This is a genomic window from Micromonospora sp. NPDC049645 (assembly GCF_040675155.1).
Taxonomy (GTDB): domain Bacteria; phylum Actinomycetota; class Actinomycetes; order Mycobacteriales; family Micromonosporaceae; genus Micromonospora.
This window is the reverse complement of sequence record NZ_JBFAOI010000014.1, coordinates 1-24,771: the sequence shown is the minus strand read 5'-3', so window position 1 is coordinate 24,771 and position 24,771 is coordinate 1. Positions and strand designations below refer to the sequence as shown.

At 71.9% G+C, this 24,771-nt stretch carries 21 protein-coding genes; 6 read left to right on the top strand and 15 right to left on the bottom strand.

What is annotated here, in order from left to right:
- Nucleotides 1-36: 36 nt before the first annotated feature.
- The 4 genes from AB0J33_RS25540 to AB0J33_RS25525 form a co-directional block, all read right to left on the bottom strand.
- Nucleotides 37-714 carry a hypothetical protein gene (locus AB0J33_RS25540; RefSeq protein WP_363616664.1) on the bottom strand — a complete coding sequence of 226 codons (678 nt, stop codon included), beginning with the start codon at nucleotides 712-714 and terminating at the stop codon, nucleotides 37-39.
- Nucleotides 715-820: 106 nt separating this feature from the next.
- On the bottom strand, nucleotides 821-1,732 hold the full coding sequence (locus tag AB0J33_RS25535; protein WP_363616662.1) for a sulfotransferase: 912 nt from the start codon (nucleotides 1,730-1,732) through the stop codon (nucleotides 821-823).
- Nucleotides 1,733-1,735: 3 nt separating this feature from the next.
- Nucleotides 1,736-2,740 carry a sulfotransferase gene (locus AB0J33_RS25530; RefSeq protein WP_363616660.1) on the bottom strand — a complete coding sequence of 335 codons (1,005 nt, stop codon included), beginning with the start codon at nucleotides 2,738-2,740 and terminating at the stop codon, nucleotides 1,736-1,738.
- On the bottom strand, nucleotides 2,737-4,020 hold the full coding sequence (locus AB0J33_RS25525; protein ID WP_363616658.1) for a glycosyltransferase: 1,284 nt from the start codon (nucleotides 4,018-4,020) through the stop codon (nucleotides 2,737-2,739). The genes AB0J33_RS25530 and AB0J33_RS25525 overlap by 4 nt, the downstream gene beginning before the upstream one ends.
- Nucleotides 4,021-4,279: 259 nt before the next feature.
- On the opposite strand from AB0J33_RS25525, the gene AB0J33_RS25520 reads away from it, so the two are divergent.
- The 3 genes from AB0J33_RS25520 to AB0J33_RS25510 are packed head-to-tail and all read left to right on the top strand — an operon-like array spanning nucleotide 4,280 to nucleotide 7,498.
- On the top strand, nucleotides 4,280-5,239 hold the full coding sequence (locus AB0J33_RS25520; RefSeq protein ID WP_363616656.1) for a hypothetical protein: 960 nt from the start codon (nucleotides 4,280-4,282) through the stop codon (nucleotides 5,237-5,239).
- Nucleotides 5,232-6,011 (top strand): sulfotransferase, encoded by a 780-nt coding sequence (locus AB0J33_RS25515; protein ID WP_363616654.1) that lies wholly within the window; start codon nucleotides 5,232-5,234, stop codon nucleotides 6,009-6,011. Before AB0J33_RS25520 ends, AB0J33_RS25515 begins: the two co-directional genes overlap by 8 nt.
- Nucleotides 6,008-7,498 carry a hypothetical protein gene (locus AB0J33_RS25510; protein WP_363616652.1) on the top strand — a complete coding sequence of 497 codons (1,491 nt, stop codon included), beginning with the start codon at nucleotides 6,008-6,010 and terminating at the stop codon, nucleotides 7,496-7,498. The genes AB0J33_RS25515 and AB0J33_RS25510 overlap by 4 nt, the downstream gene beginning before the upstream one ends.
- A 210-nt stretch (nucleotides 7,499-7,708) precedes the next feature.
- Here AB0J33_RS25510 and AB0J33_RS25505 read toward each other — a convergent pair whose 3' ends face one another.
- From AB0J33_RS25505 to AB0J33_RS25475, 7 genes are all read right to left on the bottom strand, one after another.
- Nucleotides 7,709-8,560: a sulfotransferase gene (locus AB0J33_RS25505; protein ID WP_363616650.1), complete on the bottom strand. Its 852-nt coding sequence runs from the start codon at nucleotides 8,558-8,560 to the stop codon at nucleotides 7,709-7,711.
- Nucleotides 8,557-10,128, bottom strand: coding sequence for an oligosaccharide flippase family protein (locus AB0J33_RS25500; RefSeq protein WP_363616648.1), 1,572 nt, complete (start codon nucleotides 10,126-10,128; stop codon nucleotides 8,557-8,559). Before AB0J33_RS25500 ends, AB0J33_RS25505 begins: the two co-directional genes overlap by 4 nt.
- A gap of 31 nt (nucleotides 10,129-10,159) precedes the next feature.
- Nucleotides 10,160-11,173, bottom strand: a complete 1,014-nt coding sequence (locus AB0J33_RS25495; protein WP_363616646.1) for a Wzz/FepE/Etk N-terminal domain-containing protein — start codon at nucleotides 11,171-11,173, stop codon at nucleotides 10,160-10,162.
- Nucleotides 11,174-11,197: 24 nt separating this feature from the next.
- A complete protein-coding gene (locus AB0J33_RS25490; protein WP_363616644.1) occupies nucleotides 11,198-12,619 on the bottom strand; it encodes an O-antigen ligase family protein in 1,422 nt (473 codons plus the stop codon).
- Between the two features lie 233 nt (nucleotides 12,620-12,852).
- The gene (locus tag AB0J33_RS25485) at nucleotides 12,853-14,169 is read right to left on the bottom strand and encodes a glycosyltransferase family 4 protein (protein WP_363616642.1); all 1,317 of its coding nucleotides are present in this window, start codon (nucleotides 14,167-14,169) and stop codon (nucleotides 12,853-12,855) included.
- A 243-nt stretch (nucleotides 14,170-14,412) separates the two neighbouring features.
- Nucleotides 14,413-16,689, bottom strand: a complete 2,277-nt coding sequence (gene katG / locus AB0J33_RS25480; protein WP_363616640.1) for a catalase/peroxidase HPI — start codon at nucleotides 16,687-16,689, stop codon at nucleotides 14,413-14,415.
- Entirely contained in the window at nucleotides 16,686-17,141 is a 456-nt protein-coding gene (locus AB0J33_RS25475; RefSeq protein WP_363616638.1) for a Fur family transcriptional regulator, read from the bottom strand. Before AB0J33_RS25475 ends, katG begins: the two co-directional genes overlap by 4 nt.
- 197 nt (nucleotides 17,142-17,338) lie before the next feature.
- Here AB0J33_RS25475 and AB0J33_RS25470 point away from each other — a divergent pair, with 197 nt between their 5' ends.
- The 3 genes from AB0J33_RS25470 (at nucleotide 17,339) to AB0J33_RS25460 (ending at nucleotide 20,362) form a co-directional block, all read left to right on the top strand.
- Nucleotides 17,339-17,746 (top strand): YciI family protein, encoded by a 408-nt coding sequence (locus AB0J33_RS25470; RefSeq protein WP_363616636.1) that lies wholly within the window; start codon nucleotides 17,339-17,341, stop codon nucleotides 17,744-17,746.
- Between the two features lie 8 nt (nucleotides 17,747-17,754).
- On the top strand, nucleotides 17,755-18,900 hold the full coding sequence (locus AB0J33_RS25465) for a DUF6596 domain-containing protein (RefSeq protein ID WP_363616896.1): 1,146 nt from the start codon (nucleotides 17,755-17,757) through the stop codon (nucleotides 18,898-18,900).
- 439 nt (nucleotides 18,901-19,339) lie between these two features.
- The gene (locus AB0J33_RS25460; RefSeq protein ID WP_363616634.1) at nucleotides 19,340-20,362 is read left to right on the top strand and encodes a glycoside hydrolase family 11 protein; all 1,023 of its coding nucleotides are present in this window, start codon (nucleotides 19,340-19,342) and stop codon (nucleotides 20,360-20,362) included.
- A gap of 196 nt (nucleotides 20,363-20,558) precedes the next feature.
- Here the strand turns inward: AB0J33_RS25460 and AB0J33_RS25455 are convergent, their stop codons facing one another.
- From AB0J33_RS25455 to AB0J33_RS25440, 4 genes are all read right to left on the bottom strand, one after another.
- Nucleotides 20,559-22,019: a protein kinase gene (locus AB0J33_RS25455; RefSeq protein ID WP_363616632.1), complete on the bottom strand. Its 1,461-nt coding sequence runs from the start codon at nucleotides 22,017-22,019 to the stop codon at nucleotides 20,559-20,561.
- A gap of 144 nt (nucleotides 22,020-22,163) precedes the next feature.
- Nucleotides 22,164-23,057 carry an SGNH/GDSL hydrolase family protein gene (locus AB0J33_RS25450; RefSeq protein ID WP_363616630.1) on the bottom strand — a complete coding sequence of 298 codons (894 nt, stop codon included), beginning with the start codon at nucleotides 23,055-23,057 and terminating at the stop codon, nucleotides 22,164-22,166.
- A gap of 120 nt (nucleotides 23,058-23,177) precedes the next feature.
- Nucleotides 23,178-23,852, bottom strand: coding sequence for a hypothetical protein (locus AB0J33_RS25445; protein WP_363616628.1), 675 nt, complete (start codon nucleotides 23,850-23,852; stop codon nucleotides 23,178-23,180).
- Between the two features lie 63 nt (nucleotides 23,853-23,915).
- On the bottom strand, nucleotides 23,916-24,530 hold the full coding sequence (locus tag AB0J33_RS25440) for a dihydrofolate reductase family protein (protein WP_363616626.1): 615 nt from the start codon (nucleotides 24,528-24,530) through the stop codon (nucleotides 23,916-23,918).
- Nucleotides 24,531-24,771 lie beyond the last annotated feature (241 nt).

Sequence of the window (24,771 nt, the reverse complement as noted above, 5' to 3'; positions counted from 1 at the left end):
CCACCGGCAAACCGGACACTTGCCCCGCAACGTGCCTTAGCCACCGGTTCCCTCGGCCGCCCCGTCCGGGGTGAGGGCCCCCTCGTGGGGGTCTGTGTCCAGGAACACGTGTTGGTGGCCGCGGCCGGCGTCCACGCTGACCTGGTCGAGCTGGGTCGCCGCGACCGACCAGACCGTCGCCGCCTCGGCCGCCTGCCGCGCGGTGACGTCCAGCAACGCCCCCCGCTGCGCGGTCGGAACACCGGCGGCCAGCGCGTAGGTGTCCACGGCCAGCGACGCCTGCTGGATCGCTCCGCGTAGCCCGCCGCGCGCCACGTTGGTGGCGGTGGTCCCCGACGGCGGTTCCGCGAACGGCGCGGCCGCCTGGCGCATGGTCTCCTGCCATTGGCGCGCCTTCGCCGCGTCCGGCGCACGTCCGGCGGTCGTCTCCGTCTTGATGGCGGCCAGGATGGGCGCGACCTGGTCGCGGACGCGCCGGGCCGTCTCGATCAGCTCCGCGATCTGCTGGGCGTCCCGCTTCGCCTCGTCCTGCTTGATGGACGCGATGGCCGCCTCGGTGGCGTCCGGGCGGCCCACCTGGTAACCGATCAGGCCACCCAGCAGGGCGGTGACCAGCGCGACTCCACCCGCGACGGCCGCGAAGCGCGCGGTGCGGCGATGCCGTCCATCGGCCTTGTCCAGCAGGTAGGAGGGCCGACCGGTACGGCGCGCCATCGTATCTCCTCACATCGAGGGTGTGGGGCCAAAGATTAGCCGCCCAGCACGACGCCCGTCGATAGCGCCGGGCGCCCGCGACGGCACGGTCGTCCCGGCGGGGCGGCTAGACCGGGTAGCCCCACTCGGCCAGCGGCTTCTCCAACGACCGTTCGATCGCGGCCAGCTGCGTCGGCCCGAGTTCGTCCCGGTACGCCGCCGCCCGTCCGGCGGTGAAGTCGTACCGGGAGAAGCCCTTCTCGAAGGCGGTCGACCAGTTCAGGCCGAGGAAGTCGAGCATCCGGCCGACCTGTTCACGCGGCTGCTCGACCAGGTCCTCGTAGCGCACGTCCAACCACTGCTCGGCCGGGTGACGCAACCGCGCCTGCGCGAAGGCCTCCATCAGCATCTTCCAGCCCAGCGCGGCGAGCACCTGGAAGGAGCGACCGGACTCGACCCACTCCTCCCGCAGGTCGGACGGGAGCGGGCCGTAGATCCAGTTGTCCGGCCCGCGCCAGCCGTCCCACCAGCCCATCTGAAGCCACGAGTTGGCCACCGCCCGGCCGTCACGCACCACGTTGATGACCCGCAACTCCGGGTACGCGGCGTGCAGCAGGCCGGTGCGCGGCCACCCGGTGACGTGCTGCACCAGAAGTTGGCAGCCCTGCCGGGCGATCCGCTCGTCGAAGAAGGCCCGCAGCCGCCGGGCCACGAACGGCGTCAGGTCCTCGGCCAGCAGGTCCCGGCACGGCCGGGAGAAGCCGGCAAGCACCTGCCGGTCGAGCAGGTGGTACGCCTCCGACGGTGCCACCCGGAGCCGGCCCCGCTCCAGCAACCGTCGGCTGTGCCGCAGCGAGGTCATCCCCGCCGGACGCGGCGCCGAGCGCCGGTAGAGCAGGCCGTTGAACCTGCCCTTGGGGTTGAGCCGGGCGAGTTTGTCGTCCAGGCCGGAGACGAAACCGACCGTGGGATGCCGGGAGAGCAGCTCCTGGACCAGGGTCGAACCGCAGCGACCGGTGCCCACCACCAGTGAGAGCATCGTTCAGCCTTCCTGCCGGGTGGCGGGTGACGAGGGGACCACCGGGTCCGGACGGCGGGTGGCGGCGACAGTGGTGACCGCCGGGCGGCGCAACCGGTAACCGAACCGGGACAGCAGCGGCCAGGTCAGCCCGGTCACCACGGCGTACGCGCGGGTGGACAGCCCGGTCAGCCACTCGGTGTCGGCGACCACCTCGACCAGGCCGGTGCGGTGCCGGGCGGGGTTCCCGGCGACCGAGTGGGTGGGGGTGAGGCGTGCCGTGTGCGGTGTCGGAAACGGAAGCTCGTCGGTGTCCGCGCCGACGAATCGGGCGATCCGGGCGGTGACACCGGCCGGGTCGACCACGAAGTCCTCGTACCGCACCCGCAGGTAACGGTCGTCGCGGCCACCCCACAGTCGTCCGGTCGCGGTGTTCCAGACCAGCCAGAGCAGCGCGGCCTTGCCGACCGGCGGCCGGCTCATCAGCTGGTCGTCGGCACGCCCGTCCAGCCGTCGGCGGCGACGCCAGGAGTACGCGGTGGCGCGCGGATCGCGCACCACGTGCAGGACGTACAGGTCGATGTCGGGCAGGCTGCCGACCAGGGCGCCGTACGGCGGCAGTTTGGAGGAGTCGACGATGACGCCGCCCTGGGGAAGGGTGTGTGTGGCGATCGAGGCGTAGAGCCGGGCCAGGTGGTTGTCGTCGGGGTGGCTTGGCACCGGTGGTCGCCCCCGGAACTGGCGGCGCAGCAGGGCGGGCAGCCTGCGCAGGCGCAGCCGCTCGGCCAGCCGGGCGGCGATCCCGGCCGGGTCGGCGTCGGTCAGGTCGGCGCGCACCCGGGCCCAGAGTGGGCAGTCGGCAAGCGGGGAACCGCAACCGCAGGGCCGGTTCTCCAGGATGCCGCGCCGCCACAGGTACCGCAGCTCACCGGCGGCGAAGAAGCCCGGCAGTTGTCCCAGGACGGTGGTCACCAGCGTGCTGCCACTGCGACCGCTGCCGGCCAGGTAGAGCACCCGCACCCGACTCACCGGGCCGCTCCCCCACCGGCGGCGGTCCGCTGCCTCCGCCGCCGGGACGGCAGCGCCTCGGCGGCCTCCGCGTACAGCGCACGGATCCGGGTGAGGTGCTTCTCCGGATCGAACCGGGCGGCGACCTTGGCCCGGCCGGCCCGGCCCATCCGGTACGCCCGTTGGGGATCGGCCAGGATGTCGTTCAACGCGGCACCGAGAGCCGTCGGCTGGTCGGCGGCGACGACGCGGCCGTCCACACCGGGCTCGACCAGCTCGGGAAGCCCACCCAGGTCGGTGGTGACCACCGGCACGCCGCAGGCGAACGCCTCCAACACCGCCATCGGCTGGTTCTCGTGCCAGCGGGACGGAACGGCGACCACGGCCGCCGACCGGATCAGCTCGTGCAGGCGTGGCTTGTCGAGGCGACCGTGGAACCGGACCCGGCCGGGCACCCGTCGCGCCGCGAGCGCCTCCAGCGCGGGGCGGGCCGGGCCGTCCCCGGCGACGTCCACGGTAACCCCGTCCGGCAGCGCGGCGACCGCCTCGACCAGCACGTCGACTCCCTTTTCCGCCGCCAACCGGCCGGCGAAGACGACGCCGCCGCCGGGGGTCTGTTTGGCCGCGACGCCGCTCAGGTCGACGAAGTGGTTCACCACCCGCAGCCGGTCCGGGTAGACGCCCGCGCGGCGCATCACGTCGGCCAGGAACTCGCTCGGGCTGACGAAGACCTGCACCGGGTCGTACGCGTCGAACTGGCGGTGCAGCCAGGACTCGACCGCGAGCAGGCCGCTGCGGGACAGCGAGCCGTCCTTGCAGCGGCGTCGGGCCGCCTGCAAGGGGCCGCCGGTGACGCACGCCTGGCAGGGGCGACCCCGGTCCAGCAGTTGGTAGCTCGGGCAGGCGAGTTTGTAGTCGTGCAGGGTCAGCACGCAGGGCACACCGGCCGAGCGGGCCGCGGCGAGCACCGACGGGGAGAGCTGGTGGTAGATGTTGTGCAGGTGCAGCACGTCCGGACGGAAGTCGTCGATCACCCGGGCCAGCCCGCGGCGGCTGGTCGGCGACCACAGCATCCGCCCGGCGGCCACCGCGCGGGGCCGCAGTCCGGACGGCGCCGGTTCCAGCTCCACTTCGGACGGGAACCGCGCCGCGTACGGCAGTGCCGACTCGTTCTCCGGGTGGCTCATGCCGAAGGAGGCGACCGTGTCGCCGGCGGCCCGTTGCAGGTCGGCGAGATCGAGCAGATAGCCCTCGGCGCCGCCACGGCGGTAGAGGAACTTGTTCACATGCAGCACGCGCATCGACTCGGCCTGCTCACGTCGATCGGGCGAACCGGGCCCGGAGGTGATGACCGAGGTCTGCCCGCCCCGGCCACGGCCCACGGTATGCAGGGCGAGTCGGCGAGTCCAGCTCACGTTTCGCATGTCGGCTGAACGGTTGATCTTCGTCTACCCGTGCGGTCCGCAGCCTGGCCTCTGGCCACGATCTCCCGATAACCTGGCTGCCGCCGGTCGCGCCCGCTGCGCACCGGGCCGGGCCGGCGCCCGACGAGGAGGACCCGTGGCAGCCGACAACGAGGTCTCCGCACTCGCGTACACCGTGCGCAGGATCGGGCGGCATCTGCGCTGGGCGCGTACCGAGGGGATCGGACGACTGATCGAGGAGGACCGCCTCAACCCGGTCGACCGGATCGGCACCGCCCTGGCGAAGCGTCGCTGGCGACGGCGGGCCGGCCGGGCGCCCGGCTCGGCGATGCCGGTCTACCTGGTCGGTCTGCAACGCTCCGGCACGAACATGCTGGTCCGGGGTCTGGACGCGGCCCCCGAGGTCGAGGTCCACAACGAGAACGACAGGACCCTCTTCCACCGCTTCCAACTGCGCCCGGACCCGGTGCTGACCGCCGTCCTCCAGCGCAGCCGACACGCGTACGTCCTGGTCAAGCCACTGTGCGAGAGCCACCGCGTGGACGGGCTGCTGGCCCTGCCGGGGCTGACGCCGGGACGGGCCCTCTGGGTCTACCGCGACGTCGACGACCGGGCCCGCTCCGAGGTCGCCAAGTTCGGTGACGCCAACCTGCGGGCCCTGCGGGCGATCGCCGACGGCAGCATCGGCCGGCGGTGGCAGGGGCAACGGCTCGACGCCGACACCGTCGAGCTGATCCGGGCCCACGACCCGCAGCGGTTGGACCCGCACAGCGGCGCGGCGCTGTTCTGGTACGTCCGCAACTCGCTGGTCTTCCAGCTCGGCCTGGACCGGCGGGCCGACGTGCTGCTGTGCCGCTACGACAGCCTGGTCGCGGAGCCCGCCGCGCAGCTCGAACGGCTCTGCGCCTTCCTCGACTTCCCCTACCATCCCCGGCTGCACGCGCACATCGCCCCACGCGAGTCGCACGGCGCGGCGGGCGACCGGCGGCTGCCGATCGACCCCCGCGTCCGGGTCCGCTGCGACGAGCTGGCCGACCGGCTCGACCGCGCCGCGGCCGACGCCCGATCCGAGACGAAGGCGGCCGACCGTGGCTGAACCCGCGCCCCGCACCGCGCCGATCTTCCTGGTCGGGTGCCAGCGGTCGGGCACCACGATGGTGCGTCTCGTCCTCGACTCGCACTCGCGGATCAGCTGCGGCCCGGAGACCCGGTTCCTGCCGGACCTGCGACGCATCGTCGGCCGGGACTGGGAGCGGCTGGCCCGCTTCGGCTTTCCCCGGGAGGACTGGCTGCGCCGGATCCGGGACTTCTTCGGCGGCGTGCACGCCGACTACGCCGCCGCGCGGGGCAAGACCCGATGGGCCGACAAGACCCCGCTGTACGCGATGTCGCTCGACTTCGTCACCGAGGTCTTCCCGGACGCCCAGATCGTGCACCTCATCCGGGACGGCCGCGACGTGGTGGTCTCACACCGCAAACGGTTCGGCTATTGGTCCGCCGTGAAGTGCGTGGTGAAGTGGCCGCGCTACATCCGCGCCGCGCGCGCGGTCGGGGCCACGCTGCCGCCGGACCGCTACTACGAGCTGCGTTACGAGCAGGCGGTCAGCGAGCCGGAGAAGGCGATGCGGGGCCTCTTCGAGTTCCTCGGCGAGCCGTGGGAGGACGGCATCCTCGACTACGACAGCAAGCAGCACGACGTGGCCCAGAAGTACACCACCGAGGCGGAGCGACGACGGGCCGCGGCGAGCGTCACCGCACCGATCTACGGCTCCCGGGTGGGCAGCCACCGCCGCGAACTCGACCCGTTCCTGCGCCTGTTGGTCTGGGTCTTCTCCGGCCCGACGCTGCGCGCCCTGGGCTACCGGTGACCCGCCCGGGCCGGCTGCGCGCGGTCGCCGCCGTCGTCGCCGGGGCGCTCCTGCTCACCGTCGGATGTACCGCCCGCGACGACGACCCACCGCCGTCCGGCACCGCCGCCGCGACGCCCGGTGCCGCGACGCCCGGTGCCACCGCGCCGGGCCGAGCCGTCGACGGGGCGCGCAACCCGTTCGGCGCGCACTGGGACTGGTCGCGCTACCAACAGTTCGCGCCGTACCTGCGCCGGATCGCCGGTTCGGCGACGTACGAGGAACTCTCCTGGTGCGAGATCGAACGGACCTCCGGGCAGCCGGACTGGGCCGGGCTGGACGAGATCGCCACGCGCAGCCGGGAGCTGGGCATCACCCTGCACCTGAAGATCCGCACCGGGGTGTGCTGGGCGACCGGTGGCACCGCCCGCCACACCCGGGGCGCGGCGAGCAAGACCGAGTCGGCGATGCCCCGCGACCTCGCCGCGTACCAGCGGTTCGTCCGCTCGGTGGTGCAGCGCTACGGCCCGTACGGGGTGCGGGAGTACGCCATCGAGAACGAGGTGAACGCGCCGAGCTACTGGGCCGGCAGCCCCGAGGACTACGGGCGGCTGGTCCGGGCCGCCGCCGAGACGATCCGCGCGACCGACCCGACGGCGCGGGTGGTCGACTCCGGCATCAGCAGCGTCGCGTACGGCATGGGAATCGCCGACCGTCTGCTGCGCGCCGGTCGGGTGCCCGAGGCCCTCGCCGCCTACCAGGCGTACTTCCAGCGCCGGGTCGGCACCCGGGGGCAGCAGATCCCGGCGGTGACCGGGGAGGCGCAGCTGCGCCGGGCGCTCGGCACCGAGACCAACAGCCGCAGCCTCAGCTTCCTCGCGGTGACCGAGGCGCTGTTGACCGACCGCACGGTCGACGTCCGGCAGGTGCACTTCTACGAGCACTTCAGTGGGGTGGCGCCGCTGCTGGACTACCTCCGCGCGACCACACCGCCGGGTATGCCGATCCAGGCGTGGGAGGTCGGGCAGTTCTGGCGCGACGGCGACGGTGACCCGACCAGCCGGGCGGCGGAGATGGTCAAGACGGTCACCCTGCTGGCCGCCGGGGGCATCGGTGAGATCAGTTGGTTGCCGTTGGCGTACAACCCGAACAACGCGGCCGGCAGTGAGGTCCGCTACGGCCTGCTCGACCCGGACGGCACCGAACGCGAGGCCGGCCGGATGCTTGCCGCCCTGGCCGACGCGGCCCGGGGCGCCACCGTCACGCCGTTGCCCGCCGGGGTGGCCGGCACCCTGAGCGGGGTCGCGTTCGTGCGCGGCGGGTCGAGCACACTGGTGCTCTGGTCGGCGTCGAACCGGCCGGTGACCGTTCCGGCGGCACCGGGTGGCCAGACCGGCGCGGTGGGCGCCCCGCTGCGGACGGCCGGTGGTGGCACCACGGTGACCGACGTCCCCGTGCTGCTCCGCGCCGACCAGCCGGTGGACCGGCTCCTCGCCGCCGTCCGCTAACCGCTCCCCGCCGCCACCACCGTCACTCCAGAACGCCCCGCCCGCGCCGATCTTGCAGTTTCTGTCGCCGATATGATCGGGATGACCACTTATGTCGCGACAGAAAGTGCAAGATCGCGGAGGAGGGTCGGCTTGCCCTCGCGGGGTGTCGGGCAGCGCATCGCGCGGGTGCTCGGCACGTGGCCTGGACCGGCTCCTCGCTGCCGTGGGCTAGCCGGGCCAGGGGTCGGGCCAGTCGAGCAGGGCGGCCAAGCGGGCGTTGTGCGGCGCAAAGTGCTCGCCCAGGCGGTCCCGCAGCTCGGGTGTGAGCTGGGAGGGGCCGTGGTCGACGCGGCGGGTGTGCCGGGTGTACGCCTCAGGCTCAAACGCCGGCAGGCTGAGGAAGCGCAGGATCGCGCCGTACGTGCCCGCCGGGTCGACGTGCAGGTCTTCGGTCCGGGCGATGTGGATCCGCTCGCGCGGGACCTGCGCGAACCACCGTTGCAGCTGCTCGGCGTAGCGGCCCCGGGCGGCGTACGAGTGGTTGCGCAACGCCCGGTGCGCGGCCCGGGTGTCCGGGCCACCGCGCGTGGCCACCGCCAGCCGCTCCTGCTCGGCGTCGAGGGCGTCGGCGAAAGAAAGCGGCTCGGCGCCGTAGGAGCGCGTGTGCAGGTAGTGCGAGTACGCCCGCTGCACCGGGTCACGCAGCAGGACGACGAAGCGGGCCTGCGGCAGGGCCGCGGCGACCCGCGACGGCACGCTCGGGTGGAACAGGTAGTAGGGGCTCGCCTCGAAGGTGCGCTCGCCCGGGGCGAGTCGCGGAAAGTGCCCCCGGTACCACCGCGCCCCCCGACCGTGGTGCAGGCTGAAGTACTGCAACTCCTTGCCGCTGGCCACCCGGACCCGGGGATGCGCCGCGAGGTGGTGGTACAGCGAGGTGGTGCCGCAGCGCTGCCCGCCGATGATCAGAAAGTCGGGCAGCGGGCCGGGCTCCCCCGGTCGCGCCGCGCGTCCCCAGGCCCGCGCCGCGCGTACCCCCCGGCGCAGCCGGTCGGTAACCTGACGCCGCGCGACGCCGGTCACGGACGCGCTCCGCTGCCCACGGTGGCACCCACGCTGCCGTCGGCGTCGGCGCGTCGACCGCCCCGGCGGGTCACCGATCTCAGCACCATGACGTCCTCCCGACTGAGCCCGAGGGCGAGCACCACGGCGAGGTACGCCGCCGCGATCGCGGCCAGACCGACAGTGAGCTGCGCGATCCCGCCCCCGACCAGCCAGCGCACCCCGAATCCGACGCCCAGCGCGACCAGCGCGGCGACCAAGCCCTTGACCATGCCCGCCGTCACCGGCACGGTGTGCACCTGCGCGCGCACCTGCCAGACCCGGGCGACGTTCACCGCCGCCAACGACACGGCCCAGGCGACGGCCGCGCCGAGAATGCCGTACGCCGGGATGAGCCACAGGTTGAGCAGGACGTTGAGCAGCAGGGCGGCGAGGTTGTCCATCATGTTGACCGCGACCCGACCGGACATGTTCAGCAGCGTCCCGCAGGGCCCGGTCGCGGCGTTGACGAGCTGCCCGAGCGCCAGCACGACCGTGACCGCCGCGCCACCGGCCAGACCCGGCCCGCCGACCAGGCGCAGCAACTGCTCCGGAAAGACCAGCAACGCCACGAAGGCCGGCAGCGACAGTCGCAGCACCCACCCGGTGGCGACCCGGTAGATCCGACGCACCTCGTCCAGTCGGCCCTGGTGGTAGAGGTGCGCCAGGTGCGGACCGAAGGAGGCGTTGACCGGTGCCAGCACGAACACCGCGATCGTGACCAGTCGGGTCGCCACGTGGTAGACGCCGATCGCGTCGGCCCCGTAGTCGAAGAAGCCGAGCAGCAGCGCGTCCACCCAGATCAACCCGGTGGACGACAGCGAGGAGACCCAGCTGACCGTGGAGAACCGGAACAGCTCCGCCGGGCGGTACGCCGGCCGGGCGGCGGGCACCCGGCGCACCATCCGGGCGAGCGCCACGAGAGCCCACGCGGCAGCGCTCCAACTCGCCGCCACCAGCGCCCAGAACGCGCCGGTCAGGCCCGCCCCGAGGGCGAGCGCCAACGCGGTGAGCACCAGCCGCGCGGCCGGCTCGTAGACCTGACCGATCAGCGCGTAGGCGCGTTGCGTGCGCCAACCCCGGGTGGCCGCGAGCGCGGCCTCGCAGACGGTCGTCGCGGGCAGGCACAGGGCGACCAATCGCAACCCGGTGGTCAGCTGCGGGTCGTGCAGGGCGTCCGCGAGCCACGGTGCGCCCACCGCCAGCACGAGCGCGATGAGCGTGGACGCGACGGCCGAGATGCCGACCCCGAGTCGGATCGCTCCCCGGAGCGCGGCCGGGTCGTCGTCGGCGAGGTGCACCGCCACGAACCGGGTCAGCCCGGCCCGGAAACCACTCAGCGACAGCAGACCCAGCAGCGACAACACGGCGTAGACCTGGGCGTACCGGCCGACCTCCCGGATTCCCAACACCCGGGCCAGCACCAGCATCACCAGGAAGAGCGCCAGCTGACTGAGCACCGCGCTGCCCAGGTTCAGCACGCCGCCGCGCGCCATGCCGCGTACCTGCTGGTCGCCGGCCTCCGGAGCGGTCGGCGACCCGCCGGTCACCTGGCGCACCGGATGGCCCGTCGCGGGACGGTCACGACCGTGCCGCGGTCACGGTCTCCGCCGGCGTCGAGGGGCCCGCGGCGGTCGCCACCGGGGCCGCCGCGCGGGTCGCGGCGCGCCCCCGCGAGAGCAGTTCGAGTACGCCCACCAGCAGCACCCCGAGCAGCAGGCCGGCGCCACCCACCGGCAGGGCGGTGCGCGCCAACTCCGCCGTCCGGCTCACCTCGTGCGCCTCACCGATGCTGGTCACCTGCTTCGGATCGGCAGCCTGGGCCTGCGCCCGAGCCGCCTGCAACCCCTCCCGCGCCTGGGACAGGGCGTTGGTCGCCGCGTCCCGCTGGGCGAGCAGGGCCTGGTAGTCGGGGAGCTTCGGCCCCAACTCGTCGAGCTTCCTCTGCGCGGCGGTGATCGCGGCGGTCGCCGCGTCGGTGCCCCGGCTGTTGCCGACCGCCTGCATGGAGAGCTGCTGCTGGCGCAGGCTGGTCAGCTCGCTCAACGTCGCCTGGTAGATCCGGTCCGGCTGGGAGACCTTGTTCGCCTTCTCCCACTCGCCGATCGCCTTGGTCGCCGCCGTGACGTCGGCGTTGGCCGCCTCGACCTCGCCGGTGGCGATGCCGACCTGGGAGGAGAAGAGGAAGGCCAGCGCCCGGGTGGTGGTCGCGGTCAGCACCGGCGCGACCTTCGCCCGGTCACCGACGGTGTACGTCACCTCCAGTTGGCTGCTCGCGCCGACCTGGGTGATGGCGAGCCCGTCGCGCAGCCGCTCCGGCGACACGCCGGTGTCACCGGCCACGTCGGCGAGGACCCGGGGCGAGGTGACCGCAGCACCGAACGCCGCGACGAACTGGTTCGCCGCCTGCGTACCGGTGTACTGCGTGCCGGCCGCACCGCCCACCAGCGCCGGCGCCGCCACGTACGCGGTCCCGCTGTACTGCTGTGGCGCGAGCAGGACGATGGCGGCTGCGGCGCCGGTGGCGAGCACCGGCACCCCCACGAGTACCCAGAGGCGCCGCCGGGCGACCCGTAGGTAGTCGACGATCTCCACTTTTTCCCCAATGCTGTCGTTCAGTCAAACCGGGACGGAGGTGCTGCGTGGCTGCTCGCCGGCCTGGTCGGGAGCCGGTTGGCGGGCGATCGCGTTGGCCGCGGCGGCGAACGCGACGAAGTACCAGAGGGTGACCACGTTGGAGATGACGTTGGAGGCGGCGCTGACCGCCACGAACGCGGTGGCGCAGCCGGCGAACCCGACCGCGACGCCGCGCTCGAAGCTGCCCGGAGGCGCCCGCCGCAGCGCGGTCCGCGCCGTGTACAGAATGGCGGCCAGCATCAGCAGGTACGCCCCGAGACCGAGCAGCCCGGTCTCCACGTACGCCCGCAGGAAGTCGTTGTGCGGCTTCTTCGCCTCGTCGGTCTCGCGCTGGGTCATGTTGGGGCCGATGCCGGTCACCGGGTTCCGGTCGGCGAGCGTGACGATCTCGGTCCAGTAGTCGATCCGCCAGGCCAGGGTGTTTCCGGTCGGGTCTCCGCCGACCGCACGCGAGGTGCCGAGTTGGGCGAAGCGTTCGCCGACGGCGGGCACCAGGGCCACCCCGGCGACCGCCACCAGGCAGAGGGTCACCAGCATCCGCTTGCTGCGGTGCAGCGCCGCGACCACGACCAGGCCGATCGCCGCGCCGAGCAGGGCGCTGCGGGTGTTGGTGAGCAGCAGGAACAGCAGCGAGAGCCCGAGCAGCACCGCGAGTGGCACCCGCAGCCGACGGCCCAGGAAGCGGTACACCGCGAACCCGAAGATCACCATGAACATCAGGTAGCGGCCGAACGTGGTCGACTGGCTGAACGTGCCGCTGATCCGGGTGAAGTCTCCCTTCACCTCGGCCGGTGGGTTGCCGAGCAGCGTCAGGACGACGGTGTAGCCCAGCGCCAGCACCAGCGAGGCGTAGCAGGCGAGCAGCACCCGACGGATCGCCGCGGTGTCCGGCATCAGCTGTTCCAGCACCACGAACATCACCACCACGGTGAGGATCCGCAGCGCCTCCAGCAGGCTGTTCGCCGGCCGGCTGGCACCGAGGGCGCTGACCATGCTGCTGGCGCCGACGAGCAGCATGGCCCAGCCGAGTGGGGAGCCGCGCAGCCGCCCGTGCCGGCTGAGCTGTGCCGCCAGCCAGAGCCCGGCGGCGAGGAGGAACAGCACCGCGAGCAGGGTGGACGGGTCCACCCGGGCCGTTGCGGCGGGGTCGGCCTGGCCGGCGCTCGGCCCGGTCAGTTTGAACAGGTCGACGCAGGAGCGGACCGCGAGCATCAGCAGCACGTACCCGGCGAACCGGGTCAGGGCGAGGACGGCCACCGCGATCCCGGCGACCGCCGCGAGAGGCAACACCATGCCCCGACGGTCGCCGGCTGCCATCGAGACACCCGCGACCACCGCCACGACCGCGGCGACGAGCGCCGCGCCGCCGGTGAGCAGGCGGGTCGGGTCGAGCCTGTTGGTCATGGGCGGAGCCACCTGCTGCGTGTGTTGTTCCACTGATTTCACTGAACCGAATCGTTTCCGCTGAACCGAGTCGACGACTGTCCGGCCGCTGCCGGGCACGGCCGACCGATGTCCTCCCGGCACAAGATCGGTTCAATCTAGTCCTGTCCCCCGCGCGGCAGAAGGGGCCGTTGCACCGACTGCTCCGTCCTCCGCGGGGTTGAGCCGGCACTCCCCCGACGGACCCCGCACGGTCAGTCGGTGGCCGCCTCGACGCGCGCTCTGCCCCGCCGGCCCGGCGCCGGAGCCAGCCGGAGATAGAGCCGTTCCAACTCGCGGGCTGCGGTGTCCCAGCTGTACGTCCCGGTGACCCGCTCGCCAAGCGCCAGCGCACCGGCCCGTTCGCCGGGCAGGTCGGCGAGCAGCGCCTTCAGTGCGCGGACCAGGTCGTCCTCGTCGCCGTCGCGGAACAGTCGCCCTCCGGCGGCGTCGGACGTCAGCACCTCGACGTGGGGCGTGATGTCGCTCGCGACCACCGGCAGCCCGTACGCGGCCGCCTCCAGCAACGTCAACGGCAGTCCCTCCACCCGGGACGGCTGAACGAAGCCGGCGGCGCCGGAGTACAACTCGGCGAGCAGGTCGCCGTAGGCGAAGCCGGTGAAGACGATCCGGTCGTCGCCTTCGGCCGTACGACGCAGCCGGTCCACGAAGTCGTCGGTGAACGACGATCCGCCGACGATCGCCAGCCGCAGCGGGGTCTCGGTGCGGCGGAAGGCCCGGATCAGCAGGTCGGCCGCCTTCTCCGGGACCAGCCGACCGACCAGCAGCAGGTACCCGCCGGGGGTCAGCCCGAACCGGGCCTCGATCTGCCGGGTGCGCGCCGGTCGAGCCGGGTTCACGCCGTTGGGGATGTAGGTCGTCGGGCGGCCGAACCGGGTGCCGTAGTGGGCGGCGAGGCCCTGGGAGACCGCGACCCGCTGGTGCGGGACGTACCCGCTGAGCCAGTGGGCGCTGCCCAGCACCGCCCGCGCGGCGAGCCCCCACTTGGCCCGCTGGTTGTCCAACCCGTGCACGGTCAGCACCACCCGCGCTCGGGACAGCACCCGCGGCAGCGGGGCGACCAGAGCTGGCCCGAGCCCGTGGTAGTGCACGATGTCGGGCCGCGCGGTCATCGCCGCCATGGTGGAGGTCGCCGCGTGCACGATGGCGTCGAGGTGCTTGCTCGCGATCGTGCGGGTCTGGCGCAGCCGTACGCCCCGGTAGCCGTTGGCGGGTGTCTCGCCGTAGCTCGGGCGGCAGTAGACGGTGACCTCGTGCCCGTAGCTGGCGAGCCGACTGGCCATCTCCTCGACGTGCCGTTCGATGCCGCCGTAGGTCGCCGGCATGCCCTTCTGGCCGATCATCGCGATCCGCAGCGGACGCCAGGCGGTGTCGGTCTCGGCGACGCTTCCCGCGGACGGCCCGGCGGCGAACGCCTGCCTGGTCCCGACGCTCCCGGTCCGCTGCCGGGGAATCGCAGGGCTTCCCGCGTGCTGGTCCACTTCCTCGGCCTGCAGGTCGGGTTGAACCACGATGACTCCCTGCGTGACTAGGTCCGCGCCCGCCGCCCGGGCAGATCAACACCTTGCCATGAACGAGCCCGTCCGCGAGCTGATCACTCAGACAAAAAAAATCATCCATGGGATTCGTGGTGGAGGGAATGTCACCCGGATGACGACGAGGTGGACAGGCCGGTGCCGGGTCGAGCGGCGCAAAAAGGCCGACGAGCCCCGGTCGATCGCTCGTGGATCGACCGGGGCTCGTCGGTGGGACCGTCAGGCGAGATCGAACCGGTCGAGCTCCATGACCTTGGTCCAGGCCGCCACGAAGTCGGTCACGAACTTCTCGCGACCGTCCTGGCTGGCGTAGACCTCCGCGAGGGCTCGCAGCTGCGAGTTGGAACCGAAGATGAGGTCGACCGCGGTGGCGGTCCACTTCACCTCGTCGGTGGCCAGGTCGCGGATCTCGTAGACGTGCTCGTCGGACTTCGACGCGGCCCACCGGGTACCCGGCGACAGCAGGTTGGCGAAGAAGTCGTTGGTGAGCACCCCCGGCCGGTCGGTGAGGACACCGTGCGAGGTGCCGCCGGTGTTGGCGCCGAGGGAACGCAGGCCGCCGACGAGAACGGTCATCTCGGGCGCGGTCAGGTTGAGCATGTAGGCGCGGTCGACGAGCAGCACCTCCGGCTGGGTCTTCTCGCCGGCACGCAGGTAGTTACGGAACCCGTCGGCGCGCGGCTCCATGACCCGGAAGGACTCGGTGTCGGTCTGCTCCTGGGTCGCGTCGGTCCGGCCCGGGTGGAACGGCACGGTCACCTCGACGCCGGCGTCCCGCGCCGCCTTCTCGACGGCGGCCGAGCCGGCCAGCACGATCAGGTCGGCGATCGAGATCGTCGCCCCGCCGGCGGCGTTGAACTCCCGCTGGATGCCCTCGAGGGTGTCCAGGACGGTCGCGAGCTGCTCGGGCTCGTTGACCTCCCAGCTGCGCTGCGGCTCGAGCCGGATCCGCGCGCCGTTGGCGCCGCCGCGCTTGTCGGTGTGGCGGAAGCTCGCGGCGGAGGCCCAGGCGACGGAGACGAGCTGGGCGGTGGAGAGACCGGACTCCAGCACCTTCGCCTTCAGGGCGGCGATGTCGGCGTCACCCACGAGCGTCCCGTCGGCGGCCGGCACCGGGTCCTGCCACAGCTGGGGCTCGGCCACCCACGGTCCGAGGAACCGGCTGACCGGACCCATGTCGCGGTGCAGCAGCTTGTACCAGGCCTTGGCGAAGGCCAACGCGAACTGGTCGGGGTTCTCCAGGAAGCGGCGCGAGATCTTCTCGTACGCCGGGTCGACCCGCAGCGACAGGTCGGTCGTGAGCATCGTGGGCCGGTGCTTCTTCGACGGGTCGAAGGGGTCCGGGATGATCGCCTCGGCGTCCTTGGCGACCCACTGCTTCGCGCCGCCGGGGCTCGTGGTGAGCTCCCACTCGTAGCCGAAGAGGATCTCGAAGAACCGGTTGCTCCACTGCGTCGGCACGTCGGTCCACGTCACCTCGAGACCGCTGGTGATCGTGTCGGCGCCCTTGCCGCTGCCGTGGGTGCTCAACCAGCCCAGGCCCTGCGCCTCCAGCGGGGCGCCCTCGGGCTCCGGGCCCACGTGGTTGTCGGCCACGGCGGCACCGTGGGTCTTACCGAAGGTGTGACCACCGGCGATGAGGGCGACGGTCTCCTCGTCGTTCATCGCCATCCGGCGGAAGGTCTCGCGGATGAAGTGCGCCGCCGCGGCCGGGTCGGCGTTACCGCGCGGGCCCTCCGGGTTGACGTAGATGAGACCCATCTCGGTCGAGCCGACGCCAGCAGCCATCTCCTTCTCGGAGGCGTAGCGCTCGTCGCCCAGCCAGGTGTCCTCCGGACCCCAGAAGATCTCCTCGGGCTCCCAGACGTCCTCACGACCGAAGCCGAAGCCGAAGGTCTTGAAGCCCATCGACTCCAGGGCGACGTTGCCGGCCAGCACGAGCAGGTCGGCCCAGGAGACCTTCTGGCCGTACTTCTGCTTGACCGGCCAGAGCAGGCGCCGGGCCTTGTCCAGGTTGGCGTTGTCCGGCCAGCTGTTGAGCGGGGCGAACCGCTGACCACCGTCGCCGGCGCCGCCCCGACCGTCCTCGATGCGGTACGTGCCGGCGGCGTGCCAGCTCATCCGGATCATCAGGCCGCCGTAGTGGCCGAAGTCGGCCGGCCACCAGTCCTGCGAGGTGGTGAGCACCTCGACGATGTCGCGCTTGAGGGCCTCGACGTCGAGCTTGGCGAACTCCTTGGCGTAGCTGAAGTCCTCGCCCAGCGGGTTGCCCTTGGACGAGTGGGCGTGCAGCACCGAGAGGTCGAGCTGGTTGGGCCACCAGTCCCGGTTGGTGCGCGGGCGACCGCCGGTCTTCGGGGTCGGCGAGTCGATCGCCGGGTTCTCGCTCTCGCTGCCGTGCGCGGTCACCGAGTCGTGCGCGACCGGGCAGCCGGCCGCTGCCTTTTGGTCCACGCCCTGCGCACTGATGGGGCCGTTGTCCTGGGTGTCGCTCATGAACTTCCTTCCGAGCTTGCGGATCTCTGGGGCGTGCGGTCGGTCGCGCAGTCGGGGCAGGTGCCCCAGTAGACGACCTCCGCCTCGTCGACCACGAAACCGTGGTCGCCGGAGGCGGTGAGACAGGGGGCGTGGCCGACGGCGCAGTCGACGTCGGCGATGGCGCCGCAGGAGCGGCACACGACATGGTGGTGATTGTCGGCGATCCGGGACTCGTAGCGGGCGGTCGCGCCGGCCGGCTGGATGCGCCGCACCAGGCCAGCGTCGGTGAGCACCCGCAGCACGTCGTACACCGCCTGGTGGGAGACCGTGGGATGATCCGCGCGTACCAGCGCGATCACCGCGTCGGTGCCGACGTGCGGGTGGTCGCGCAGCGCCGCGAGCACCGCCAGTCGAGGCCGGGTCACGCGCAACGAGACAGCCCGCAGCTGCGCCTCGAAGTCGGACGTCACGGGTACGAACCCTAGCTCACTATTTTGGAACGAATCAAGTTTTGGGCCGGTCGAGGCGCCCCAACCGCGACGATTCACCCGAGATTAACCTGCGGGAGGAAAAAACCCGGACAGCCATGTCGAGAAGTCCTGATCGGCTCCGTCCCCGCAGTGAACGTGACCACGATGGGTCGCAGCCAGCACCAAGGAGAGCCACGATGGCCAAGTACCTGCTGCTCAAGCACTACCGGGGCGCCCCGGCCGCGGTCAACGACGTGCCGATGACCCAGTGGACGCCGGAGGAGATCTCGGCCCACATGCAGTACATGCGCGACTTCGCGGCCCGACTGGAGGGCACCGGCGAGTACGTCGACGGTCAGGCGCTCGCTCCCGAGGGAGCGTGGGTCCGGTACGACGGTGAGGGTCGCCCGCCGGTCACCGACGGCCCGTTCGCCGAGACCAAGGATCTCATCGCCGGCTGGATGGTGATCGACGTCGACAGCCACGAACGGGCCGTCCAGCTGGCCGGGGAACTGTCTGCCGCCCCCGGGGCGGGTGGCAGGCCGATCCACGAGTGGCTCGAGCTGCGCCCGCTCCTGGTCGAGACGCCGACCATCACGGAGTGACCGCTCAGATGGACGAGGCCCTGCTACGCAGCCTCACGCCGAGCGTCCTCGGGGTCCTCGTCCGCCGCGGAATCGACTTCGCGGCGGCGGAGGATGCCGTGCAGGACGCCCTGGTCGAGGCGGTTCGTGTCTGGCCGGCCGACCCACCACGGGACCCCAAAGGCTGGTTGATCACCGTGGCATGGCGCCGGTTCCTCGACACGGCCCGAGCTGACGCGGCCCGCCGCCGACGTGAGGACCTTGTCGACGAGGAGCCGGCGCCGGGGCCGGCCGCCCCGGTGGACGACACACTTCAGCTCTACTTCCTGTGCGCCCACCCATCGCTGACGCCGTCGTCGGCGGTCGCGCTCACGCTGCGGGCGGTCGGCGGGCTGACCACCCGCCAGATCGCCCACGCCTACCTGGTACCCGAGGCGACCATGGCGCAGCGCATCAGCCGGGCGAAACGCACCGTGTCCGGGGTGCGGTTCGACCGGCCCGGTGACGTCGCCACCGTGCTGCGCGTCCTCTACCTGGTCTTCAACGAGGGTTACTCCGGTGACGTGGATCTCGCCGCCGAGGCCATCCGGCTCACCCGGCAGCTCGCGGTGGTGATCGAGCACCCCGAGGTGGCGGGGTTGCTCGCCCTCATGCTGCTGCACCACGCCCGGCGCACCGCCCGGGTCGCACCCGACGGCAGTCTGGTTCCCCTCGCCGAGCAGGACCGCAGCCGCTGGGACACCCGGTTGATCGCCGAGGGGGTCGAGATTCTGCAGGCGGCACTCGCCCGTGACCAACTGGGCGAGTTCCAGGCCCAGGCCGCCATCGCGGCACTGCACGCGGACGCCCCGACCGCCGGGGAGACCGACTGGGTGCAGATCGTCGAGTGGTACGACGAACTCGCGCGGCTGACCGACAGCCCGGTCGTCCGGCTCAACCGCGCGGTGGCCGTCGGTGAGGCCGACGGCCCGCGCGCCGGCCTGGCGGCGCTCGCGGCGCTGGACGACACCCTGCCCCGGTACGCGGCGGTGGCCGCGTACCTGCACGAGCGCGACGGCGACCTGACAACGGCGGCACGGCGGTACGCCGAGGCGGCCCAGCAGGCCGCCAACCTCGCCGAACGCGACCACCTGACCCGCCAGGCCGCCCGGCTCAACACCCTTCGCTGTCGCTGACCGATCGGGTCGCATCGGTGCCCGCCGGTCTCCGTGCCGGCTGCCACGGTCCGCCGACGGTGGTCCGGAAAGTCTCCGGAAATTTCGGCGGCCTCTGCTCGGACCGCGATCCCCTCCCGGAGATCCCCCGGTGACCACCAGGAACTCTGATCGACTACTGACCTGGTTGGATGCCGCTGGGCGACGATGGGCTCTGTTGCCGGCCTGTTTCCGAAAATTGTTGACAAGTTGACGGCCAGGTCAATACGGTCGCCATCGACGGCATTCAATTGCCGTCAGCACCAGCCACCACGACCCACTCCTCCGGTCGTCGTGCAGCACGACCGGTCCACCACCACCGAGCGGTACGACGCCGTGGCCGTTACCTGGCCACGGGCAGCCTGCCGAGGCGTACCGCGCTGCTGGCCCCCGCCAGCCGTCACGAGGAGGCACCAGTTACATGACCGACACCAGCCACACCACGCGAGGGAGGCGCGGCCGCATGCGGCTGCTCCTCGGTGCCGCGTGCGCCGCCGTCCTGGCCGTCGCCGGCACGATGACGGCCACCAACGCGTACGCCGAGGCCGACCGGACGCTCACCTCGAACCTCACCGGCACGCACAACGGGTACTTCTTCTCGTTCTGGAAGGACAGCGGCAACGCCAGCATGACGCTGCGTGCCGACGGCCGCTATTCCAGCAGTTGGGACAGGAGCACCAACAACTGGGTCGGCGGCAAGGGTTGGGCCACCGGCAACCGCCGGACGGTCACCTACTCGGGCAGCTACAACCCGGGCAACAACAACACCTACCTCGCCCTGTACGGATGGACGCGCAACCCGCTCATCGAGTACTACGTGGTGGAGAACTTCGGCAGCTACAACCCGAGCAGCGGCGCCACCCGGATGGGCACGGTCACCACTGACGGCGGCACCTACGACATCCTCCGCAGCCAGCGGGTCAACGCCCCGTCGATCGACGGCAACCAGACGTTCTACCAGTTCTGGAGCGTCCGCCAGCAGAAGCGCTCGAGTGGCACCATCACCACCGCCAACCACTTCGACGCCTGGGCCCGCGCCGGCCTGAACCTCGGCAGCAACCACAGCTACCAGATCATGGCCACCGAGGGCTATCAGAGCAGCGGAAGCTCCGACATCACCGTCCGGGAGGGCAGCGGCGGCAACCCGACCTCCGGGCCCACCACCGGCAATCCGGGGACCGGAAACTGCAACGCGACCCTCTCCGCCGGGCAGCAGTGGGGTGACCGGTTCAACCTCAACGTCGCCGTCAGCGGCACCAACAACTGGGTGGTCAGCCTCGGCCTCAATGGCGGCCAGAGCATCCAGAACAGTTGGAACGCCTCCGTCAGCGGCAGCAGCGGCACCGTCACCGCGACACCGAACGGCAACGGCAACAACTTCGGCATAACGATCATGGCCAACGGCAACTGGACCTGGCCGACGGTCAGCTGTCGTACCAGTTGACCTCGAGCGATTCCTGACAGAGCACCGCTGGCGTGGTGGCCTCGGCCGCCACGCCAGCGGTGTTCCGTAAGCAGCTACCACCGTCTGCCTCGGCGTTGACGACACGCGAAGTCGTTGTGGCAGACGACCTCGGCCAGGGCGCGTCGGCTGGTGCGGCACGGGCCAGTCGCGCGACCGGGGCCCGCGCCGACGCCTGCTAGACCCGCGGCACCGCGGTCCCCTCTCCGGCCGCCGAGTCGTCCGTCGACGGCTCCTCGGCGGGATTCGCCGCTGGTTCCTCCGTCGGCGCCGCGGTCGGCGCCGCTGTCGTTCCACCCGTCGGGGCTGCGGTCGGCTCCGCCGGGGCAATCTCGGACGTGGTGGGATCGGGTGTGTCCGCAGTGCTTCCACCCGACGGTGTCGGCTGATCCACCGTTCCCGGGTCCGCCGATCGGGTGGCCGTCGGAGTCGGGGATCCGGGCACCCGGACCGGTACGCCCGCGGAACTGCGGGTGGCCGGCTCACCGCCGCCGCCGCCAGGCCCCGGGTCCCGCTGCGACGGCACCGGTGACGACACCGCGGGTGGCACGGCGGGCGGCGTCGACGGTCGCCCGGTCGGGCCGGGCATGAGCCCGATGGGATCGGCGAGCAGCAGGACGGCAGCCCCGGCGGCCAGCGATCCGACAACCAGCGTGAGCGTCCTGAGCCGGGGAGGGACCGCCCGGCCCACCGCGCCGCCGAGGGCCGTCCGCGGGGCAGTCGTGAACTCGGTCCGCACCCCGATCCCGGGGGCGGTCGGCATTGCCTGGTCAGCCGGGTCCGCGAGTGCCTGCGCCGCCCCGGCCATGGCCGCCGCCGTCGGGAATCGGCGCGCGGGCTCCTTGGCCATCGCGGTGGCGACCACCCGCCGGACGGCCGGCGGAACGTCCTCGGGCAGCGGCGACGGTTCCGCTTCGAGATGCCGCAGCGCCACCGCGACGGCGTTCTCGCCCTGGTGCGGCGGCTCACCGGCGAGGCAGTGGCAGAGAACGGCCCCCAGCGCGTAGATGTCGATCGCCGGCGTGATCTCGTTCTTCGCGACCTGCTCGGGCGCCATGTACAGGGCGGTACCGACGATCTGGTTCGCCGCGGTCAGGCTCGCCGCGTCCTGCGTCACCGCGACACCGAAGTCGACGAGTACGACGTGCCCGTCCGGCTCGATGATCAGATTGCTGGGTTTGACGTCACGGTGGACGACACCGGCGTCATGCGCGGCCTGCAGGGCACGGGCGGTCTGCGCGGCGATCGACATCGTCTCGGCCACACCCAGTCGGCCGACCTCGGCGATCCGCTCCGACAGCGGCTGCCCCTGCACACATTCCATCACGATGTACGCGAGCACCGGCGCTCCGGACCGAGACACCTCGCCGTAGTCGTAGACCTGGGCGACACCGGGATGACGCAGTGCCGCCATCGCCCGCGCCTCGCGGCGGAACCGCTCGCCGAATCCGGCGTCGGTGACCAACCGAGGTTGCAGCATCTTGACCGCCACGCAGCGATCCAGGGTTTCGTCGACCGCCCGCCACACGTCACCCATGCCGCCGCTGGCGATGCTCTCGACCAGGCGGTAACGGTCTCCGACGACTTGCCCCACATTCGGCATAGCTTCCGGTACCCCGGACTCCTCGATCTCAAGCACAGCGAGGAGGGCATCGCTCCGCCGGCTCCACGAAGAGATCATCACGCGTTCGGTCCGCGGGCGTCGGAGGACCCGCCCCGCCGGTGCCGGCGGGGCGGGCTCGGCCGATCATGGCCTGGTCAGCGGTGACCGATCGCGGCTCGATCAGCTGTTCAGCCTGGCCAGCAGGGCGGTCGCCATGCCCTGCTCACCTCGGGAGTTCGGGTGGAACGGGGCGGCCGAGTTCTGCGGCACCAGACCCTCGACCCAGCGGGTGCCGCTGCCCTTGCACGCGTCGCGTCCGATCGACGGGGTGTAGACGTCGGCGTAGGTGGCGCCGTTGGCGCTCGCGGTGCTGGCCAGCATCGCGTTGAGCGACTTCTCGACAGCCCGCAGGTACGGCACGTCCTGGTAGGCGATCGGGACGACGGGCCAGCAGCCGTAACCGGTGTCCGGCAGGATTGCCGGATACCCGAGTACCACGACCCGCGCGCCCGGCGCGGCCTGCCGGACCGCCTGCAGCACGGCGGTGACCTTCGGCGTGGCGGCGACGATCCTCGCCTGCAACTGGTCGACGCCGCCGGCGGTGTACCGGTCCTTGCACGGAGACCCCAGCGGGCTGCTGACGCTCGCCTGCGCACAGTCACCGATGATGCCGGAGAAGCCGATGTCGTTGCCGCCGATCTGCACCGTCACCAGCGCCGTGTTCGACGTCACCGCGTTGAGCTGTGGTGGCAGCGTGATGCCCAGTTGACCACTGCCGCCGTACAGGATGTCGTCCGTGGTGGCGCCCGAGCAGCTCACGTCGGCGAACGACGACGAGCCGGCGGACGCGGCCACCAGCGACGGGTAGTTGCGGTTGGACCGCAGGCAGTTCAGGTCGACCTGGGTGGGGATCAGCGGTCCGGCGGTGTACGAGTCACCCAGTGCGACGTAACGGCCGGTGGGCACGGCGGCGCTGGCGGGTGTGGCGACGGCGAGCAGCACACCCGCGGTCGCGAGGGCGAGTGCGGCCAACCGGGTGGCTGCCCGCAGGAGGGGCAGGCGGGGACGGGTCATGGCGCCTCCCAGGAGGGATCACGGTGGTGGTGCCGAGATCCTGTCGCCGCCGACGTCCGCCGTCAATATCGATGAACCTCACTAAATGGCGGTCCGGAGTGTGGGATAGATCGGTGGTGGTCAATCTAGCGGCGCGTACCACCGGGCACCGGTGACCCGAACCCGCCTGGACTGTTTGCGGTTCCACTCCACTCGCATGCCGTACCTGCGCAGCACCGGAAAGACCACGTCGTCCAGCAGCCGTTCCAGGTCGGCCTGGTAGGCGGCCTGCTGCTCGGCCTCGGACAGGCCCGCGTAGGCGACCTCGTCGAAGTCAGCCGGCGGGTAGGCGCCGTAGCCGAGGTAGACCTCGCCGTCCGCGCTCGCGAGCAGGGACTCGGTGTCCTGCTGGTGGTACCAGAGAAACCCGCGCCAGTGCCGAGAGTCATCCCGCTCGTCGTGGATCTCCGCGCTCGCGCAGGTGCCACAGCAGCTGAAGTTCTCCCGGGCCAACACCCCCAGCTCGTTGAGCTCGGCGAAAGCACGGGTGAGGTTGCCCTGCACCGCACCCCACCCGCGCTGCTGCTCCCGCCGAACGGCCAACGCCGTCTCGTGCGCCGCCCTGAGCTCGTCGTCCGTGGCGCCGCAGCGCTCCTCGTCGTCGTCGAAGAAGTCGACGAACTCGTCCGCGTCGGCCTCACCCCGCACGATCCAGGCCCACAGCTCGTCCTCCACGGCGGTGCGGCCCGGCTCGGGGATCCGGTCGGTGAGGAATCGGACACCCGCAGGGCGATCGTTGTACGTCCACTCAGTCACGACGGGATCGTCACACGAGCGTACGACGGGACGACCGGCGCGGCGGTCGCTCCTGATACGCCCCTAGTTGCCGACCTGCACCTGGTCCTTGACCTCGTCGTAGCCGACCGGGGTCGGCGCGGTGCCCGGCGCGTAGATCACCCGAAGGACGCCCGTCGGGAACGCCTCCGACGCCACCAAGCGCAGGTGGTACGCCGCATCGCCCTCGTCGAACAGCTTGCGGCCCTTGCGCGCGGCCACCGGGTGCACCAGCAGGCGCAGCTCGTCGACCAGCCCCGCGGCGAGCAGTTGCTGCACCACCGAGATCGACCCGGGGATGAGGATGCCCCGGACACCGGCGTCGGCCTTGAGCGCGCTGACGGCGTCGAGGAGGTCCCCGTCGATCAGCTCCGAGTTGCGCCAGGAGAACTCCAGCGGCTGACGCGAGACGACCACCTTGCGGACGTCGCCGAGTTGCTTGGCGAACGGCGCGTCCTCGCCACCCGCGGCCTCACGGCCGGGCCAGGCCCCGGCGAAGCTGTCGTACGTCTCGCGGCCGATGAGCAACACGTCGGCGGCGTCGTAGTCCTCGGTGACGGCGCGGCCCATGTTCTCGTCGAAGTACGGGAAGTGCCAGTCAGGGTCGATCTCGGCCACGCCGTCGGCCGAGATGAACAGCGTGGAGATGACCTTTGCCATCGCGGGAGATCCCTTCGAGTCGGGTGATGTCGGTAGGTCGACCGGCGCATCGTCCCAAACTCGTCAGCCACAGACTGCCCCGATGATGCGTGTCGTATACCCGTCTTCGTGAGCCAGACGCAGCGGAAGCGATGCAATGCCACGTTTGGAGCAACGGCACCCGGTGTGGTGCGGGGGGGGGGGGGGGGGGCGGGCCCCCCCCCCCCCCCCCGGGGGCGGGGGAGTGAGCCGTCACGCCTGC

Excerpts from the sequence above, each read along its gene's own strand:
- AB0J33_RS25540 (WP_363616664.1), bottom strand. The coding sequence starts at position 714 with ATGGCGCGCCGTACCGGTCGGCCCTCCTACCTGCTGGACAAGGCCGAT.
- AB0J33_RS25535 (WP_363616662.1), bottom strand. The coding sequence starts at position 1,732 with ATGCTCTCACTGGTGGTGGGCACCGGTCGCTGCGGTTCGACCCTGGTC.
- AB0J33_RS25525 (WP_363616658.1), bottom strand. The coding sequence starts at position 4,020 with ATGCGCGTGCTGCATGTGAACAAGTTCCTCTACCGCCGTGGCGGCGCC.
- AB0J33_RS25490 (WP_363616644.1), bottom strand. The coding sequence starts at position 12,619 with ATGACCAACAGGCTCGACCCGACCCGCCTGCTCACCGGCGGCGCGGCG.
- katG (WP_363616640.1), bottom strand. The coding sequence starts at position 16,689 with ATGAGCGACACCCAGGACAACGGCCCCATCAGTGCGCAGGGCGTGGAC.
- AB0J33_RS25470 (WP_363616636.1), top strand. The coding sequence starts at position 17,339 with ATGGCCAAGTACCTGCTGCTCAAGCACTACCGGGGCGCCCCGGCCGCG.
- AB0J33_RS25465 (WP_363616896.1), top strand. The coding sequence starts at position 17,755 with ATGGACGAGGCCCTGCTACGCAGCCTCACGCCGAGCGTCCTCGGGGTC.
- AB0J33_RS25460 (WP_363616634.1), top strand. The coding sequence starts at position 19,340 with ATGACCGACACCAGCCACACCACGCGAGGGAGGCGCGGCCGCATGCGG.
- AB0J33_RS25450 (WP_363616630.1), bottom strand. The coding sequence starts at position 23,057 with ATGACCCGTCCCCGCCTGCCCCTCCTGCGGGCAGCCACCCGGTTGGCC.
- AB0J33_RS25440 (WP_363616626.1), bottom strand. The coding sequence starts at position 24,530 with ATGGCAAAGGTCATCTCCACGCTGTTCATCTCGGCCGACGGCGTGGCC.